Origin of the sequence: Aliivibrio fischeri ATCC 7744 = JCM 18803 = DSM 507 (genome assembly GCF_023983475.1) — a bacterium.
In the GTDB taxonomy this organism is placed as follows: domain Bacteria; phylum Pseudomonadota; class Gammaproteobacteria; order Enterobacterales; family Vibrionaceae; genus Aliivibrio; species Aliivibrio fischeri.
Map to the genome: position 1 here is coordinate 307,971 of NZ_CP092713.1, position 14,813 is coordinate 322,783.

The 14,813-nt window shown below is 36.6% G+C and carries 19 protein-coding genes and 1 riboswitch; of the genes, 6 read left to right on the forward strand and 13 right to left on the reverse strand.

The annotated features are described in order from the left end of the window. Positions 1–294 precede the first annotated feature (294 nt). The 10 genes from AVFI_RS14965 to AVFI_RS15010 form a co-directional block, all read right to left on the reverse strand. Positions 295–492 carry a RebB family R body protein gene (locus AVFI_RS14965; RefSeq protein WP_054775144.1) on the reverse strand — a complete coding sequence of 66 codons (198 nt, stop codon included), beginning with the start codon at positions 490–492 and terminating at the stop codon, positions 295–297. A gap of 84 nt (positions 493–576) precedes the next feature. Continuing rightward, positions 577–849, reverse strand: a complete 273-nt coding sequence (locus AVFI_RS14970) for a hypothetical protein (protein ID WP_005423827.1) — start codon at positions 847–849, stop codon at positions 577–579. Between the two features lie 12 nt (positions 850–861). Beyond that, positions 862–1,125, reverse strand: coding sequence for a RebB family R body protein (locus AVFI_RS14975; RefSeq protein WP_005423826.1), 264 nt, complete (start codon positions 1,123–1,125; stop codon positions 862–864). A gap of 38 nt (positions 1,126–1,163) precedes the next feature. Further along, a complete protein-coding gene (locus tag AVFI_RS14980) occupies positions 1,164–2,054 on the reverse strand; it encodes a helix-turn-helix transcriptional regulator (RefSeq protein ID WP_155653683.1) in 891 nt (296 codons plus the stop codon). A gap of 454 nt (positions 2,055–2,508) precedes the next feature. Then, on the reverse strand, positions 2,509–3,936 hold the full coding sequence (locus tag AVFI_RS14985; protein ID WP_155661865.1) for an aspartate kinase: 1,428 nt from the start codon (positions 3,934–3,936) through the stop codon (positions 2,509–2,511). A gap of 88 nt (positions 3,937–4,024) precedes the next feature. After that, entirely contained in the window at positions 4,025–4,411 is a 387-nt protein-coding gene (locus AVFI_RS14990) for an ectoine synthase (protein WP_054775210.1), read from the reverse strand. Between the two features lie 14 nt (positions 4,412–4,425). Continuing rightward, the gene (gene ectB / locus AVFI_RS14995; protein WP_063666869.1) at positions 4,426–5,691 is read right to left on the reverse strand and encodes a diaminobutyrate--2-oxoglutarate transaminase; all 1,266 of its coding nucleotides are present in this window, start codon (positions 5,689–5,691) and stop codon (positions 4,426–4,428) included. A gap of 20 nt (positions 5,692–5,711) precedes the next feature. Continuing rightward, the gene (gene ectA, locus AVFI_RS15000) at positions 5,712–6,257 is read right to left on the reverse strand and encodes a diaminobutyrate acetyltransferase (RefSeq protein ID WP_038155704.1); all 546 of its coding nucleotides are present in this window, start codon (positions 6,255–6,257) and stop codon (positions 5,712–5,714) included. Positions 6,258–6,532: 275 nt separating this feature from the next. Then, positions 6,533–6,958: a MarR family winged helix-turn-helix transcriptional regulator gene (locus AVFI_RS15005; RefSeq protein WP_012535415.1), complete on the reverse strand. Its 426-nt coding sequence runs from the start codon at positions 6,956–6,958 to the stop codon at positions 6,533–6,535. Positions 6,959–6,963: 5 nt separating this feature from the next. After that, a complete protein-coding gene (locus tag AVFI_RS15010; RefSeq protein WP_054775146.1) occupies positions 6,964–7,602 on the reverse strand; it encodes a cytochrome b/b6 domain-containing protein in 639 nt (212 codons plus the stop codon). 133 nt (positions 7,603–7,735) lie between these two features. On the opposite strand from AVFI_RS15010, the gene AVFI_RS15015 reads away from it, so the two are divergent. The 3 genes from AVFI_RS15015 to AVFI_RS15025 all read left to right on the forward strand — a co-directional run bounded on the left by AVFI_RS15015 (position 7,736) and on the right by AVFI_RS15025 (position 10,219). Beyond that, positions 7,736–8,167 carry a c-type cytochrome gene (locus AVFI_RS15015; RefSeq protein ID WP_005423810.1) on the forward strand — a complete coding sequence of 144 codons (432 nt, stop codon included), beginning with the start codon at positions 7,736–7,738 and terminating at the stop codon, positions 8,165–8,167. Positions 8,168–8,321: 154 nt separating this feature from the next. Then, positions 8,322–8,387: riboswitch (Fluoride riboswitch) on the forward strand. A gap of 150 nt (positions 8,388–8,537) precedes the next feature. Then, complete coding sequence (locus tag AVFI_RS15020; protein WP_005423808.1) at positions 8,538–9,230, forward strand: iron-sulfur cluster assembly scaffold protein; 693 nt, start codon at positions 8,538–8,540, stop codon at positions 9,228–9,230. A gap of 14 nt (positions 9,231–9,244) precedes the next feature. After that, entirely contained in the window at positions 9,245–10,219 is a 975-nt protein-coding gene (locus AVFI_RS15025) for a GGGtGRT protein (protein WP_065623286.1), read from the forward strand. A 90-nt stretch (positions 10,220–10,309) separates the two neighbouring features. On the opposite strand, the gene AVFI_RS15030 is transcribed toward AVFI_RS15025, so the two are convergent. Further along, positions 10,310–10,927, reverse strand: a complete 618-nt coding sequence (locus tag AVFI_RS15030; protein ID WP_017018935.1) for a LysE family translocator — start codon at positions 10,925–10,927, stop codon at positions 10,310–10,312. Positions 10,928–11,033: 106 nt separating this feature from the next. After that, positions 11,034–11,918 (reverse strand): LysR family transcriptional regulator, encoded by an 885-nt coding sequence (locus tag AVFI_RS15035; protein ID WP_005423803.1) that lies wholly within the window; start codon positions 11,916–11,918, stop codon positions 11,034–11,036. A 140-nt stretch (positions 11,919–12,058) separates the two neighbouring features. Here AVFI_RS15035 and AVFI_RS15040 point away from each other — a divergent pair, with 140 nt between their 5' ends. After that, positions 12,059–12,742 (forward strand): cation transporter, encoded by a 684-nt coding sequence (locus AVFI_RS15040; protein ID WP_054775147.1) that lies wholly within the window; start codon positions 12,059–12,061, stop codon positions 12,740–12,742. Here the strand turns inward: AVFI_RS15040 and AVFI_RS15045 are convergent. Next, the gene (locus AVFI_RS15045) at positions 12,739–13,182 is read right to left on the reverse strand and encodes an Lrp/AsnC family transcriptional regulator (RefSeq protein WP_054775148.1); all 444 of its coding nucleotides are present in this window, start codon (positions 13,180–13,182) and stop codon (positions 12,739–12,741) included. The genes AVFI_RS15040 and AVFI_RS15045 overlap by 4 nt on opposite strands. A gap of 106 nt (positions 13,183–13,288) precedes the next feature. Here AVFI_RS15045 and AVFI_RS15050 point away from each other — a divergent pair, with 106 nt between their 5' ends. After that, complete coding sequence (locus tag AVFI_RS15050) at positions 13,289–13,876, forward strand: LysE family translocator (protein WP_017018938.1); 588 nt, start codon at positions 13,289–13,291, stop codon at positions 13,874–13,876. A 91-nt stretch (positions 13,877–13,967) separates the two neighbouring features. Next, entirely contained in the window at positions 13,968–14,807 is an 840-nt protein-coding gene (locus tag AVFI_RS15055; protein WP_005423791.1) for a TPR end-of-group domain-containing protein, read from the forward strand. Positions 14,808–14,813: the final 6 nt, after the last annotated feature.

The following is a 14,813-nucleotide window of genomic DNA, read 5'->3' on the forward strand; positions in this document are numbered from 1 at the left end:
GTAAATAATTAATAGAGAATATTGTTTATTAGATAAAGATAATGTAAGTATATTGTCTTTATCTAATGATTTAATTATACATAGTGTAGAAGATTTAATTATATCATTAGATATGAATTTCAGAGAATAATGAGAGTTGATTATTGTGTTTTGATAATTACTTAGTGAATAAGGTTGTTTAAACTATGAATAAAATAAATGGAAGTATTTGTTTTAATTTATAAGTATATGTTATTATTTTATAGAGTTGGTTTAAAGTGTTTTAGATTATGAGTTATATAATAAGAATTGATATTAAGGCGTTTTTGTAGCGGTAGATAAAATAAGTGCACAAGTTTTTGCGACGGTGAATGAGGTTGTTATTTGGGATTGTTGTTGGTTAGCGATGGCATTATGCATTGCTAGGCCCATTGTTTCACTAAATGTACTTTCGGATAGAGTTGTTTTCTGTAGTGAGTAAATATTTTCGTTTGAATCAGATTTTTTTTCCATTATCTTCTCATTAAATATAAATTATTATAAATTGGCTATTCAGTGATTTTATCATAAATATATGAATAGCCAATGTTATTAATGTTACTCAATATTTTCTTTTACTTTAGTCCCAATTTCTGAAAAGTTATTTATTGCTTGTGTTACAACTTCTCCTGCTTTATCTATACCATCTAGGTATTTTGAATCACCTGTTTCTATAAATTGGCTTAGTGCAACACCAATGGCGGTAGTTCCAATTGAAGATAAGTTTCTTAAGTTGTCTGTTGCATCAGAAAGAGCCATAGCAGATGAATGAGCAATGGATTGTGTTGCATTATTCTTAGCACTTTCAATCGGGCTTGCTGGTTTATTCATAATATAGTCCTATTATTTATCTAGAATAGCTTCTGTGGCTTTAGATATTGATGCTGAAGATATGGCATTGATAGCATTGATCCCTTGTGTTGTAGAAGCTTGCATTAACATTTGCCCCTGCTGTTGAGATATTGCTGCATTTTGATTCCCATTACTAATGGCTGTATTTATTGCCATTATAAAATTATTCATAGCCATTGAGGGAATTCCTCCGATACTTTCTGTATTTATTTGAGTAACTGAATCTGTTGTTTTTTCATTAACGATATTGGCCATAATTTTTCCTCTTATTAAACGTAAGTTAATGATTTAAATTATAATAAATTGTAAATAATATTGTTTCTTATCTCACTAACATTGACTCCTTCATATTTGCGATATACTTTTCCAAAATGACTTAAGTCATAAAAACCAACTTGAATAGCAATGTTTGTTAATGTCATTCTAGGGTTATTCATTATTATCTCTTTAGCTTTATTTAATCTTAAAATGAAAAGAACTTTTTTAAATTTCGTATTTAATTTTTTCCGGAATAAATACGATAGATGAGAAGGACTAACATAAGAAGCTTTTGCTACATCTTCTAATGTAATATCGTCAGAATAATTTTTATTAATATAAGAAATTGCTAAATATAGTGAAGAGTGATAGGTTTTCAGCTTTTCTATATCTTCTTCAGATCTAAGTATGCTTTTTATTAATGAATCATCATTTTCAGGTTGGTTTTTATTAGATTGTATTTCGTTACTATAGTCTGGGTGAGGTATACATATATTAAAAAACTCGTCAGATAGTAAAATATTTATCATTCCTCTTCTTACTGTGTCATCTGTAAAAGGGAGGATGAATTTTATATTGTCATCTGATTTTAATTTTTGTACAAAATCTCTAAGTTTTATAATATTTTCTTTACTGCAAGAATTTATTTTATTAATTATGAAAATAGATTTCTTGTTGCTTTTTATTAACATCTCCGCTTGTTTGATATATTTATCAATAGGTGTGCCCCCATTAATTATTATGATGTCTCCATATTTGCCAAATGAATCAAAATGAAATTTTTCTATGTCAGAGTTTATAGATTCATCATTTAGTGAATATATGCTTATTAACTTTTTCCCTGAAACATAAGCCATATGAATGTGTTTTTTAAAAATAATTTGATAATAATTATTTTCTATATTATCAATAAAAGTATAAGGCATAAAAAAACCAATGATTAAAATTTAATATAAAGTTTTACATTAATATTTAATTTTTCATTGTCAAATATGGCTAATATTTAGTAAGTATTGAGCAAGTGGTATTTTATTTTTTTAATGAAATGCCTATTGATGGAATTAACTGAATGATTACTCTAATATAGTATTTTATTTTCCATTTAAGTAATGTATGAAAGTTGAGGTATGTATTTGCATTTAAGATGTTTATTTCTTTTGTAATATTTATTGTCAAGAGTTAACTTTGTTTTTTTGTTTATATTTGCTATAACTTTTGCTTATATTTAAAATAACTAAATAAACATTTGTAAGATTAATAATAGTGGGTTTTATTGAGTTGTAGATTAATTGCTCTATGTTAACTATCTAAGACGTAGGGAATTATTAATACCAATCCAAATATTCTAATCATTATCTGGATTGGTATATAGTTAATGAATTAAGCAACCTGACTCGTTTTTACTTGTGTGTTGGCTGTATTTTCGCAAAACTCGTGGTGGAGCGCTTTAATTGCATTTTGATAGTCTTTATCGCTGACAACAAACTGTACGTTTACATTGCGCATAGAGGAGTGCAAAGCAACAGGCGTTACGTCACTGTTCATTAATGATAATACCCCTTTTGCGAGTGCTTTATTGGTGTCAATCTGTGAACCAATGACAGCGATTAATGCCACCATACGACCTTTGATTGAGGCGTTTGGATAACGTTTTTCGGTCTTGTATAACACTTTATTTAAGCTCTCAGTATTGCCACCGAGGTAATAGGTAATCGAGTTGGCGTTCATTTCTTTACCGACTAAGTTAACGTGCGCATCGGAGATGATTTCCATGAGCTCATAACTAACGTTATCAACTTGACCAACCATGGTTTGATCAAAAAGATGTAAAGCAAATACTTTCTCTTTACCTGCAATGATTTCAACTTTGTCTGTTTCTGGCTGATAATCCGATGAGATCAATGTGCCTTTGTGTTCAGGTTCAAAGGTATTTTTAATTTGGATTTCAATGTTACTTTCTCGAAGACCTGCAGCCGCATTAGGGTGGATTGCTTCCATACCTAAGTTAGCCAGTTGATCGGCCACATCATAATTAGTTCGTCCAATTGGAAATACTTTGTCTGTACCAACAACACGAGGATCAGCTGAGCTTAGGTGATATTCTTTATGGATAATGGCTAGATCGGCTTGAGTCAGTGAGGCTATACGGCTAAAGGTCATTTCACTGTAACCTCGATCATATGTCCCCATCAATCCTTCTTGGCAGTAGGCATAACCTGTGACAATGGGCAGTTCTTTGGTTACATCAATATCTTTAAATACGTTGATGATGGTGTCATCTAATGAACGAGGAGGTTGATTATCCCAACCGGATAGATCAACAAACTTGGCATTAATTCCCATGGTTTTTAGCTTCAGCGCGGTATTGAAGGCGCTATGTGCCTCACCAATAGATGAGAGAAACTCACGAACTTGGGGTAAGTAACGACGTAATGAGAATTGACCATATTGGCAAGTTTCTAAAATATTAGCGATACAGTTTTTTGCTTGCTTGATTCGAGAGCAAATGAATTTGTCTGCTCTGATGCGGTTCATTGGGTCAATGAAGATATGTTCGTTAGTTAAGAGCATGTGCTTTTCAACGTATTCTAATGCTTCTTCCCATTTATCATCACGTTTGGCTATAAGTTGGTAAACACCCGGCTTACTGGTTTTTTTACATTCTAAAAGTGAATCGGTAATACCACCATAAGCTGAAACAACAAAAACACGATTATATGGGTCTTTAGGGCGAAGAAAGATATTATCTAAAACGGCATCAAATGCTGTCATTGAGGTACCGCCGATTTTTTCTACGGTATAAGTCATGAGTAAGTCCTTTTTGACTTTTGTATCAACCTGAACGATGGATTATTCAGGTTGATAGGGGAAGGTTGTGGTTAACTAATAGTGTGAGTTAATCGAGAACAGGATAAACACCGTTTTCATCATGAACTTCGGCACCCGTAATTGGCGGGTTGAAAACGCACGCCATCACCATTTCTTTATCTTTATACGCTCGTAAATAATGCTCGTCGTGTTTATCAAGAATGTATAATGTTCCTGATTTTATGGGGTAAGTCTCCCCTCCAACCACTTCAATCTCCCCCTCACCACTCATGCAATAGACGGACTCTAAATGGTTTTTGTAATGGATGTGTGTTTCAGTATCTTGATAGATTGTCGTGATATGAAAAGAGAAGCCCATGTTGTCATTTTTCAATAACATTCTTACGCTTTCCCATGTTTCAGATGCTACACGTCGTTCGCTGTCGCGACATTCATCTAATGTTCTTACTATCATCGTATCTTCCTTGATTAAGATGCTTTTTTAAAATGTTTTGCTGCAATACTATCAACTGCGTCTTCAAAGATAGCCAATCCTTGGTCTAACTCTGATTCAGTAATGGTTAATGGACAGAAGAATTTAACCACTTCGTCATCAGGACCTGCGGTTTCAATTACCATACCGTTTTCAAAGCAGGTTTTTGCGATATCACTTGAGATGATACCGTCTTTACATTCAATGCCAATCATCATGCCACGGCCTTTCTGTTGAACAAATAACTTAGGGTGACGTTTAATGGTGCGAAGGATTACGTCGCTGACTTTGTTAGACGATTGTTTGATGTGGTTTTCAAAGTTATCGTTCGCCCAATAAATTTCAAGTGCTTTTGCTGCAGTAATAAAGGCATGGTTGTTACCACGGAAAGTACCGTTATGCTCACCGGGTTTCCACTCATCTAATTCAGGTTTAAGTAAAACAACTGCCATTGGTAAGCCGTAGCCACCAATTGATTTTGATAGAGTTACCATATCTGGTCTAATACCTGATGACTCAAAACTAAAGAAAGTACCAGTACGCCCACAACCTGCTTGAATATCATCAACAATCATTAGAATGTCGTTGGCTTTACAGATCTTACTTAGACGTTGTAGCCATTCGTTTGAAGCGACGTTTAAACCGCCTTCACCTTGTACGGTTTCTAAAAGTACCGCAGCTGGTTTATCTAAACCGCTTGAATTGTCAGATAGCATGGTCTCAAACAGGTTAAGTCCATCGATATCAGCATAACCTTCAAAAGGAATGCGTGTAATATTGTTTAAGCTAAAACCGGCACCTTGGCGATGGTGTTGATTCCCCGTTGCCGCCAGTGCTCCGGCTGTACAACCATGAAAGCCATTAGTGAACGCGACAATATTGGTTCGGTTAGTGACTTTTCGTGCCAGTTTTAAAGCGGCCTCAACAGCATTGGTGCCCGTAGGTCCCGTGAACTGTACCTTGTACTCTAGGTTTCTTGGTTCGAGAATATAACGATTTAGGGCATTTAAAAATGTGGCTTTTGCACTAGAGTGCATGTCTAAGCCATGAGTGATACCGTCGTTTTCGATGTATTCAAGTAAAGCTTGCTTTAAGACTGGGTTGTTGTGACCGTAGTTAAGTGATCCGGCTCCGGCAAGGAAGTCTAGGTAACGCTCTCCATTTTCAGTTTCTAGCCAGCTGCCTTTTGCTTTTTGAAAAACAACTGGGAAATTGTTTGAGTATGAGCGTACTTGTGATTCTTGCTTCTTGAAAATATTCATGATGAGTCCGTTTATGATTCCTATTTTTGTGAAGATTTTAGAGGGATACGATACAAATACTCTGTATCGTGCTTTCCTTTAAAGTGTGATTCTTTATCTAGAAACGTAGTAACTTGCCCTTGATTTCCATATTGGGCATCAATTTTTTTAAATAGTGACCAAGAGGCGTTATTTGCCTTGGTTATTGTGGTTTCTATAAATTCGATATGCAGAAGTTTTTTTCGCTCTAAAAGTGTGGTTAGCATTGAAAACGCTAACCCTTTACCTCGGTAACGTGGGGAGACGGCGACTTGCCATATGAACAGCGTATTCGGTTCATCAGGTTTTTGGTACCCAGAGATAAAGCCAGCGAGATCGCCATCTTTCTCTGCCAAAACGCAGGTTTTACTGAAATGAGTAGCTTGAAGAAAGTTGCAGTATGAAGAGTTTATATCAAGAGGAGGACACTCGGTGATCAATGCGTAAACATCGTCACCGTCTGTCCTCGAAGGTTCTCGAAAAATCCATTTTTTTGTTGTGTCAGAATCCATATCTGGACACAAGATTCTGGGCGCTGCGATAGCCATATGTAAATACATATCCTTTGTACTCTAATTAAATTCCTTTTTATTATGGGCATTTTTAGCAGTTGAAAAGCAAATTAATGGCACAAAAAAGACGATTAAGTCCAATTAAATGCGATCTAAATCACATTTAAGTTCGATTGCTAAAATAATAAATAGAGAAAAATAGATTAGTTCTCTTAGTATCTGTGAGGGCTTTGATTTGGATATGAAGGTGGCGTAGATACAAAAATAGCCCATGATGATTTGGGCTATTTATTAGTTTAAAAGAGTAATATTTATACGGCAGCGACCATTTTTTGCAGTAGCCGAATCATCTCTTTTTGCTCATTTAACTCAAGAGAGCTAAGTATTTCTTTATTTACTTTAATAGGGATCGGCAAAAGGGTTTCTTTTAATGCTCGACCCTCATCAGTTAAGTAAATTCGAAAGGAACGACGGCTATTGGGATCAGCTTGTCGTTCAACAAGACCAAGTTTTTCTAACTTATCTAATGTTCGAGTGGTTGTGGAGTTTTCCACTTTTGACTTTTCGGCAATATCACGCTGAGTCACACCTTCTTCTTCCCATAGACACATCATGGTTGGCCACAGTGCAACAGTTAAACCGTGCTGTTTTAATTCCGTTTCGAAATGTTTTGATGCTTGATTAGCAACAACATTTATCATCCAACCAAAGCTACTTTGACGATCAAATTCTTCCATTGTGTTCAAACCCCTGCGCTTACAACTATTGCAATGGTAACTAATCCTGTTGCAATTAGCACTAATAATGCACGCTTATTTGATACAAATACTAGATTTGATGGCATTTGATGTTCTGTAAGTTTCTTTTGCACGCCAGTGATCATTGCCCAAACAAGTGGCTTTGAGCGTAATTTATAAAAGAGAATGGTGACTAAATGCAATACGACTAATACAGGTAATAAGCGTGCACATATTCCATGCAGAGTAACAAAAACATCAAAGACATTGTCATTTAAAACAATATCGGCATAAGGGATGTGATCGAATAATCCTGCTAATGCAATTCCAGTAATGCATTGAATAAATAAGGTGGAAATTAACCCAATAACCATCCAAGATCCCGCTGGATTATGACCTGCTTTTGATGGTTCTTTTCCTAATAAGTAAGAAATTGTACGTTTTGGAGAAGAAATAAATTGCTTAAAACGGCTCGTGTCACTTCCGATAAAGCCCCAAACAATACGCCATAAAATAAGAGTAAAAAGCGCCAAACCTAAATAGATATGTGGCCCTTCTCCATTAAAACCACTTGCGGCTAATCCGATAAAAAGCAGTGCTTGAAGCCAATGATATATGCGTGTTGGTAAATCCCAAATTTTCATTTCTTGTTCCTAATTAATGGATGTTTTAACTAACTGAAAGATAATTTACACCACAACAGTTGCATGTGCAACTGTTGTGGTGTAAATTAAATGCAACTCGAAGCGAGACAGACATCTATTAAGAGAGAACGTAATGAAAAAATTAGTAATTAGTTTATGTGTTTTATTACCAAATATTGCATTTGCTCAAGCGAGTGTTGACCTAATTAACGCAAGACAACAGGCTTTTGTACATATAGAAAATCAATCAGAGCAAGTAGAAGAGATGATGGATGAAAATGTACTAAATTGGAGCGAAATTGAATCGATCAGTCAGCAATTGGTTCAACATAGTCAATTATTAAATACGGCTTTTACTGAAGGGAGCCAAGAAGGCAGTAAAGCAAAAAAAGCGGTGTGGGATAAACCGGAAAAGTTTAATCAACTGATGAAAGAGATGGATAGTGGTTTTGCTTTGCTATATCAAGCAAGCCAACAACAAGATAAAGAGGCGGCAGAAGCTGGTTTAGAGCAGGCGCAGGATACCTGTAATGGATGCCATCGTAGTTATCGTTCACGATTTTAAGTTTTAAGTAATATTACATTACGTTGTATTACTCAGATTAAATAGTGATAAATACTCAATCTTTATGGTTTATCTAATATAAAAGTTGGATTTAATATATAAAATAAGTCTAATAACCCTGTTGCGACTGCGTGTTCTTTGGAGCTAATATTGAATACGTAAAGGTGATGGGGTTCCACCTACTTAACCGCCAATGTTGGCTGATGACTCCTACAGAATAGAGAACAGGTGTATCTGTTGAACGAACGTTTTGTATCAATCCAAATAAGTATCTTTATAGTTACTTATCTAGATTGAGATTGTTGTTCGCTCTTGGTCTGTAGGTCATATACCCTCCTACACCTGTTTTCCTTACCAACGGGAAAACATTATGCAATATGCATCTGAAATTCAAACCATGTGCCCTATTCAAAGAGGCGACCTTCACCCATCAGCACCAATTCCTGTTGAAGGACGAATGATTAACCCAAAAGAAGTGATAGCGATTTCTGGATTAAGTCATGGCGTAGGTGCTTGTGCTCCTCAGCAAGGAGCGGCCAAATTAACTTTAAATGTGAAAGAAGGCATTATTGAAGAAGCACTGATCGAAACGATTGGCTGCTCTGGAATGACGCACTCTGCGGCAATGGCAGCAGAGATCCTTACAGGAAAAACCATTTTAGAAGCAATGAATACGGATTTGGTATGCGATGCAATTAATGTTGCGATGCGTGAAATATTTCTTCAATTTGCTTATGGTCGAACTCAATCTGCTTTCTCTGAAGGTGGTTTAGAGGTTGGAGCTGCATTAGAAGATTTAGGTAAAACCAAACGAAGCCAAGTTGGTACGAGTTATTCAACTAATGCAAAAGGTGTGCGTTATATGGAATTAGCCGAAGGATACGTAACTCGTTTAGGTCTTGATGAAGATAGTGAAGTGATTGGTTATGAGTATTTGAATCTTGGAAAAATGATGGCAGATATTGGAAAAGGTATTTCTGCTGATGAAGCGTTAAAAGGTGCTAAGGGGACTTATGGACGCTTTTCTGAAGCAGTAAAAACTGTCGATCCACGTCAAGAATAATTGAGGTCATCATTATGAATACAAATATCCAAACATTACTTAAAGAAATGAACTTCTCAACACTTGATCAAGCATATGATTATTGCGTTGAAGCTGGGATCGATCCTAAAAAATTGGTATTAGATACTCAGCCGATTGCTTTTGATAATGCGTGTGATGCTTATACTTTAGGCTCTGCTTTAGCACTATTTCGAAAAGCAAACAGTGCGGTAACCGCTGCAACTATGATTGGTGAAGGGCTACAAGCATTTTGTAAAAAAGGGAGTGTTGCTGAGCAGCGTCAAGTTGGGCTTGGCCATGGTGCATTAGCAGCTCGTTTATTATCGGAAGAAACTCAGTGCTTTGCATTTTTAGCTGGTCATGAGTCTTTTGCTGCTGCTGAAGGAGCGATTAAAATTGCATTAAATGCAAATAAATCACGTCATACACCATTAAGAGTGGTATTAAATGGCTTAGGTAAAGATGCCGCTTATCTTATCTCGCGTATTAATGGTTTTACTTATGTAAGAACAGAATTTAATTACCAAACCGGTGAATTGGTTGAAGTAGGTAGAAAGCGTTTTTCGCAAACAGAGCGTGGGGATATTTTATGTTATGGTGCGGATGATGTTCGTGAAGGCACCGCTATTATGCATGCTGCAAATGTTGATGTGAGTATTACGGGGAATTCAACGAACCCTACACGTTTTCAGCACCCTGTTGCTGGCATTTATAAACAAGAACGTTTATCTCAAGGAAAACCGTACTTCTCTGTGGCCTCTGGTGGTGGCACAGGACGAACTTTACACCCTGATAATGTGGCTGCTGGTCCTGCATCTTACGGTATGACAGATACCATGGGAAGAATGCATGCAGATGCACAATTTGCTGGAAGTTCATCTGTACCTGCACATGTTGCGATGATGGGTTTTATTGGAATGGGGAATAATCCAATGGTTGGAGCATCGGTAGCTCTGGCGGTAGATATTGATCAACGTTTAAATCGTTAATCTATTTTGAAGAAAATAAGTAGTTATTGAAGTGATAAAAAAGGGGTGAAGCGACAATAGCTTCACCCCTTTTTTGATTTTAGACTAATATTAGTTAGTCATTGCTAACTTAGCGCCAAAGCCCATTAATAAAGAGCTTAGGCCGTATTTTAAGAGGTTTGAAAATGCTTTGCTCTCGGCAATAACCGTTCTGAATTTTGCAGCGAAAACGGCAACGCAAGTAAACCATAGCAAAGCGATAATAGCGGTTGTGATACCAAGCATTCCGAGCATTAAAGGTGATGATGTCTCTGGAGTTAAAAATTGAGGAATAAAAGCAACAAAGGTCAAACACACTTTTGGGTTGAGGGCATTGGTTAGAATACCTTGACGAAACACTTTTATATCAGATGTACGATTAGTGGTTTCTACTTGGCCAAAACCGCCTTTTGCTGTGAACATTTTAAATCCGATATAACACAGGTAAGCGGCACCTATGTATTTAATTACCATAAACGCAGTTGCTGAAGAGAGCAGTAGTGCACTTAAGCCAACAACAGCTAAAAAGGTATGAAAAAGAACACCTGTGGCAATACCCACAGCGGCATAAACCCCTGTTTTGGCACCACCGCCTAAGGCTCTTGAAAGAACGTAAAAGAAATCGGCGCCGGGCATCGCACAAAAGGCGAACATCCCTGCGATAAAAAGAAGATAAGTTTCAATGCTCATAAATAATTCCATGTACTGCTGCATTTGGTATTAAGGGCTATGATTAAGCCCATTTTCATATGTGAATCATGGGTAATTTACTGCTTATTTTGAACGAAAGAAATCATTATTCTGAGACTTCTAATAAATAGTCTTCAACTTGTTCTGATAGCCAATCAATAATCACACCACGGGGCATGGTAGTCTTTGTCATTTCAGCGAAAGATTGCCAGTTCATCGCTCGATTATGTTTAAGAACCTTTAAGGTGCCATCGCGTAAATGCTCATTAATTAATAGCGCGGGAACGGACGACCAACCTGTTTTATCCAAGACTGCATCACGTAGGTGCTCATAAAATGTAAGAGCAATGTACTTACTGGATGTTGGCTCAAACACCATTAATTCATCATCATCAATGTAGTTCAGAATGATTTCAGTGTGGCTTTCTAGATCTGTTGGGCTTACTTTTCTTAGCTGACTTAATGGATGCTCTTTATGTGCGACCGACATCATGCGAATTTGGCCTAACTCGTTTTGTTGAACATGCAGAAGTTGGCTATTGATAGGTAAAATGCCATACGCTACATCAACCACATTTTGTTCTACCATTTCTTCAAGTTCTGGTGATGGGGCAACGTAAATAGAGATACTGGTGTTTGGGAATTTACGACTCATGCGAGTTAAAATATCACGCCAAATGGGCTCAGGTAGTGAGTCATCTCTAACCACGCGAATGGTTGAGGCTATACCTTCGTTATATTGTAAGCACTTACTAACAATATCATTGCTAATGATCATCATACGTTGGCAATCATTCACAATCGACTCGCCAATTTCTGTTGGAGTAATGCGGTTACCTGTGCGAATTAATAAAGTCACTCCAAGCTCATCTTCAAGAGTACTTAATGCAGCACTGACGGTGGTTCGACTTTTTTGAAGTTTACGAGCTGCTTCTGCAATAGAACCCAATTCAACCGTATATAAGAGCATTTCAATTTGACTGGTTTTCATGATCTTTTTCTCGTTAATTTATGCCGTTTAATGTTAAGCGACGAATTAGTTGACGCTGACTGATTATCCTATCACCAATTTTCTCTATATGATGATCTGTATACATAAAAAAGACGAAAAATAAGTCGATGGAGGAAAATATGTCGTATTCAATTAAAAAAGAAAGGCAATTATTACTGGTTTCAACGTTTTCAGCTTTACTGTTTGCAATGTTAGGTATTGTATTAGGTACGCTGATTCATTCATTAGTTATTATTTTTGATGGTGTTTACTCATTAGTGAGTTTAGGTTTAACCCTAGTTTCGCTAGTGACAGTGCTGTACATTCGAAAAGAAGACGTTTCGAAGAATATCAAGCGTGTTAAGGTAATTGAGTCTTCAGTAATCTTGCTTAAAGGGATCGCAATTACCTTAATGTGTGTACTTTCATTTATTGCTGCTGTTCAAGCAATTATGGAAGGTGGTCGAGAAGTGAATACCGGTATCGCATTAGCGTTTGGTGTTTTTAGCATGATAGGTTGTTATACAAGTTATTGGGTAATGAAAACACAAGGTCGTGAAACGAACTCGGCTCTTGTTGATGCAGAAGCAAAACAATGGTTAATGGATACCGTAATTAGTGCTGCTGTATTTGTTGGCTTTATGGTTGCAAAAGTATTATTACTTACTTCATATGCACATTATGCACAACTTGCTGATCCAATCATGGTTGTAATGGCATCTATCTATTTTATTATTGTGCCAGTTAAAATGATCATTAGTTCATCAAAGCAATTACACCAATTAAATCGAGATGGTGTTTTAGCAAAGTATTCACACGCCTAAGTTCGTTCATCTTTAGGCGTGTCCATCACCACTAAGGTGCCAATTGAGTTGACCTGAGAGATCTCTCCAAGTACGTTTGAATGAAACTGCTTATATGAGGATAGACTCTCAGTCTCAACCCGCAATAGATACTCATTCGATCCCGTAATATTGTGGCATTCTGTTACTTCATTTGATTCCATTATCTGCGCTTCGAAATCTTTTTGTGATTTTTTACTGTGATCCGATAATCCGATCGTCACATAAGCAACAAATCCTATTCCACACTTATTCGGATTTAATACCGCACGATAGCCTTGAATCGTCCCATTTCGCTCTAATTCTTGTACACGACGTAATGTTGCTGAAGGGGATAACCCAATGCGCTCAGATAACTCAACGTTGGTTAATCGTCCATTTAATTTCAGCTCTTGCAATATTCTTTCGTCAAACCTATCCATAGTGACAATACCTTGCGAATTATTTTCATTTTAAACAAATATAGACAGAAAATTTACTTAGTCTCGCATTAAGATACAAGCAGAATTTAATTTTAAGATGGTTATGATGGATTACACTTACTTATTTGCGTTAATTACCTTTGCTTTTGTGGGCGCGTTTACTCCTGGCCCAAATAACATTATGTTGATGACATCTGGGGCTAATGTTGGATTTGTTCGTACTATTCCACATATGCTTGGAGTGATATTTGGCTTTGCTTTTATGCTGATATTGGTCGGGTTTGGGCTAATTCAAATTTTTCAAACTTATCCTCAGTTGGAATTTATTTTGCAGATGGTTAGTGCGATTTATTTGAGTTATTTAGCATATAAAATTGCGAGAAGTGAGCCGATAAACAGTGACAATCGCGATTATAAACCCATGTCTTTTTTAGCGGCGGCAAGTTTTCAGTGGGTAAATCCAAAAGGGTGGTCGATGGCTTTATCTGTGATGAGCATCTATGCAACCAGTTCTGATATGTTCAGTGTATTGTTAATTGCGTTCGTGTTTATCTGTATTAATGTTCCGACTGTGAGTTTTTGGACCGTTGCAGGTAAAGAGTTACAAAAGAGATTAAAAACACCGAAGCATTTAAAGTTTTTTAACTACAGTATGGCAGGTTTACTTGTCGGCTCCATGGTGATGGGATTTTAATTGGTTTTCTTTGTTAATCGGGTGTTGCTGTCTTTGATGTGTTATCTTTATGTATATCACTTCTAAATACACGATTAACAAGGGTATCCCTATGTATCGACACTTCTTTTTGCTTCTCATCACTCTTTTTACTTCACTGTCATTACAAGCAGAGGAAGTGACTTATTCAGAACAAGAGTATTTAGATCGTCCATTAATGGAGCGCTATATTTTAGATGAGCTGAAGGCTTTGCGTATCGAACAACAAGATCTAGAGCGACGTTTAACCATTCAAATTACCGACCGTGAGTTAGCGGTTGCAGATAAATCATTAAATTATTCTAATACAACGGTTACTTATTTTTTCTATGTTATTGCGGCTGTGGCTTCTTTGATTGCACTTATTGGTTGGCAATCATTAAGAGAAATGAAACAAAACACCAAAGAAATGGCAGACAAGCAACTCAATAAAATAGCGCAAGATTATGAGAAGAAGTTTGTGGCGTTAGAGCGCGATTTAAAACGTAAAACGCGAATTATTACTGAGAATAACCGTGAAATCGAGATCATCAATGAAGTGCATAATTTGTGGCTTCGTGCTCAAAGTGTACAAACGCCTGAGCAAAAAATGGATATTTATGATGAGATTTTAAAAGTAAGACCGGGTGATTTAGAAGCGTTAACGTATAAAGCGGATGCGGCAATGGAGATGCGTGAATTTCATTGGGCACTGAATTTATGTAATCGTGTTTTAGAAGTGGATGATCAAAATGCACACGCACTATTCCAACGTGCTTGTGCGTATGCGCAATTAGGGGCAGAAGTGCAAGCCATTGATGACTTGCAGCGTTCTATTGAGGCGAGTACGTCTATGCGTGAGCTTGTATTGGAAGAGCCTGATTTTGACCCTCTAAGAGGCTTAGAGCGCTTTGAAACACTATTAGAAGAGTAATACCTA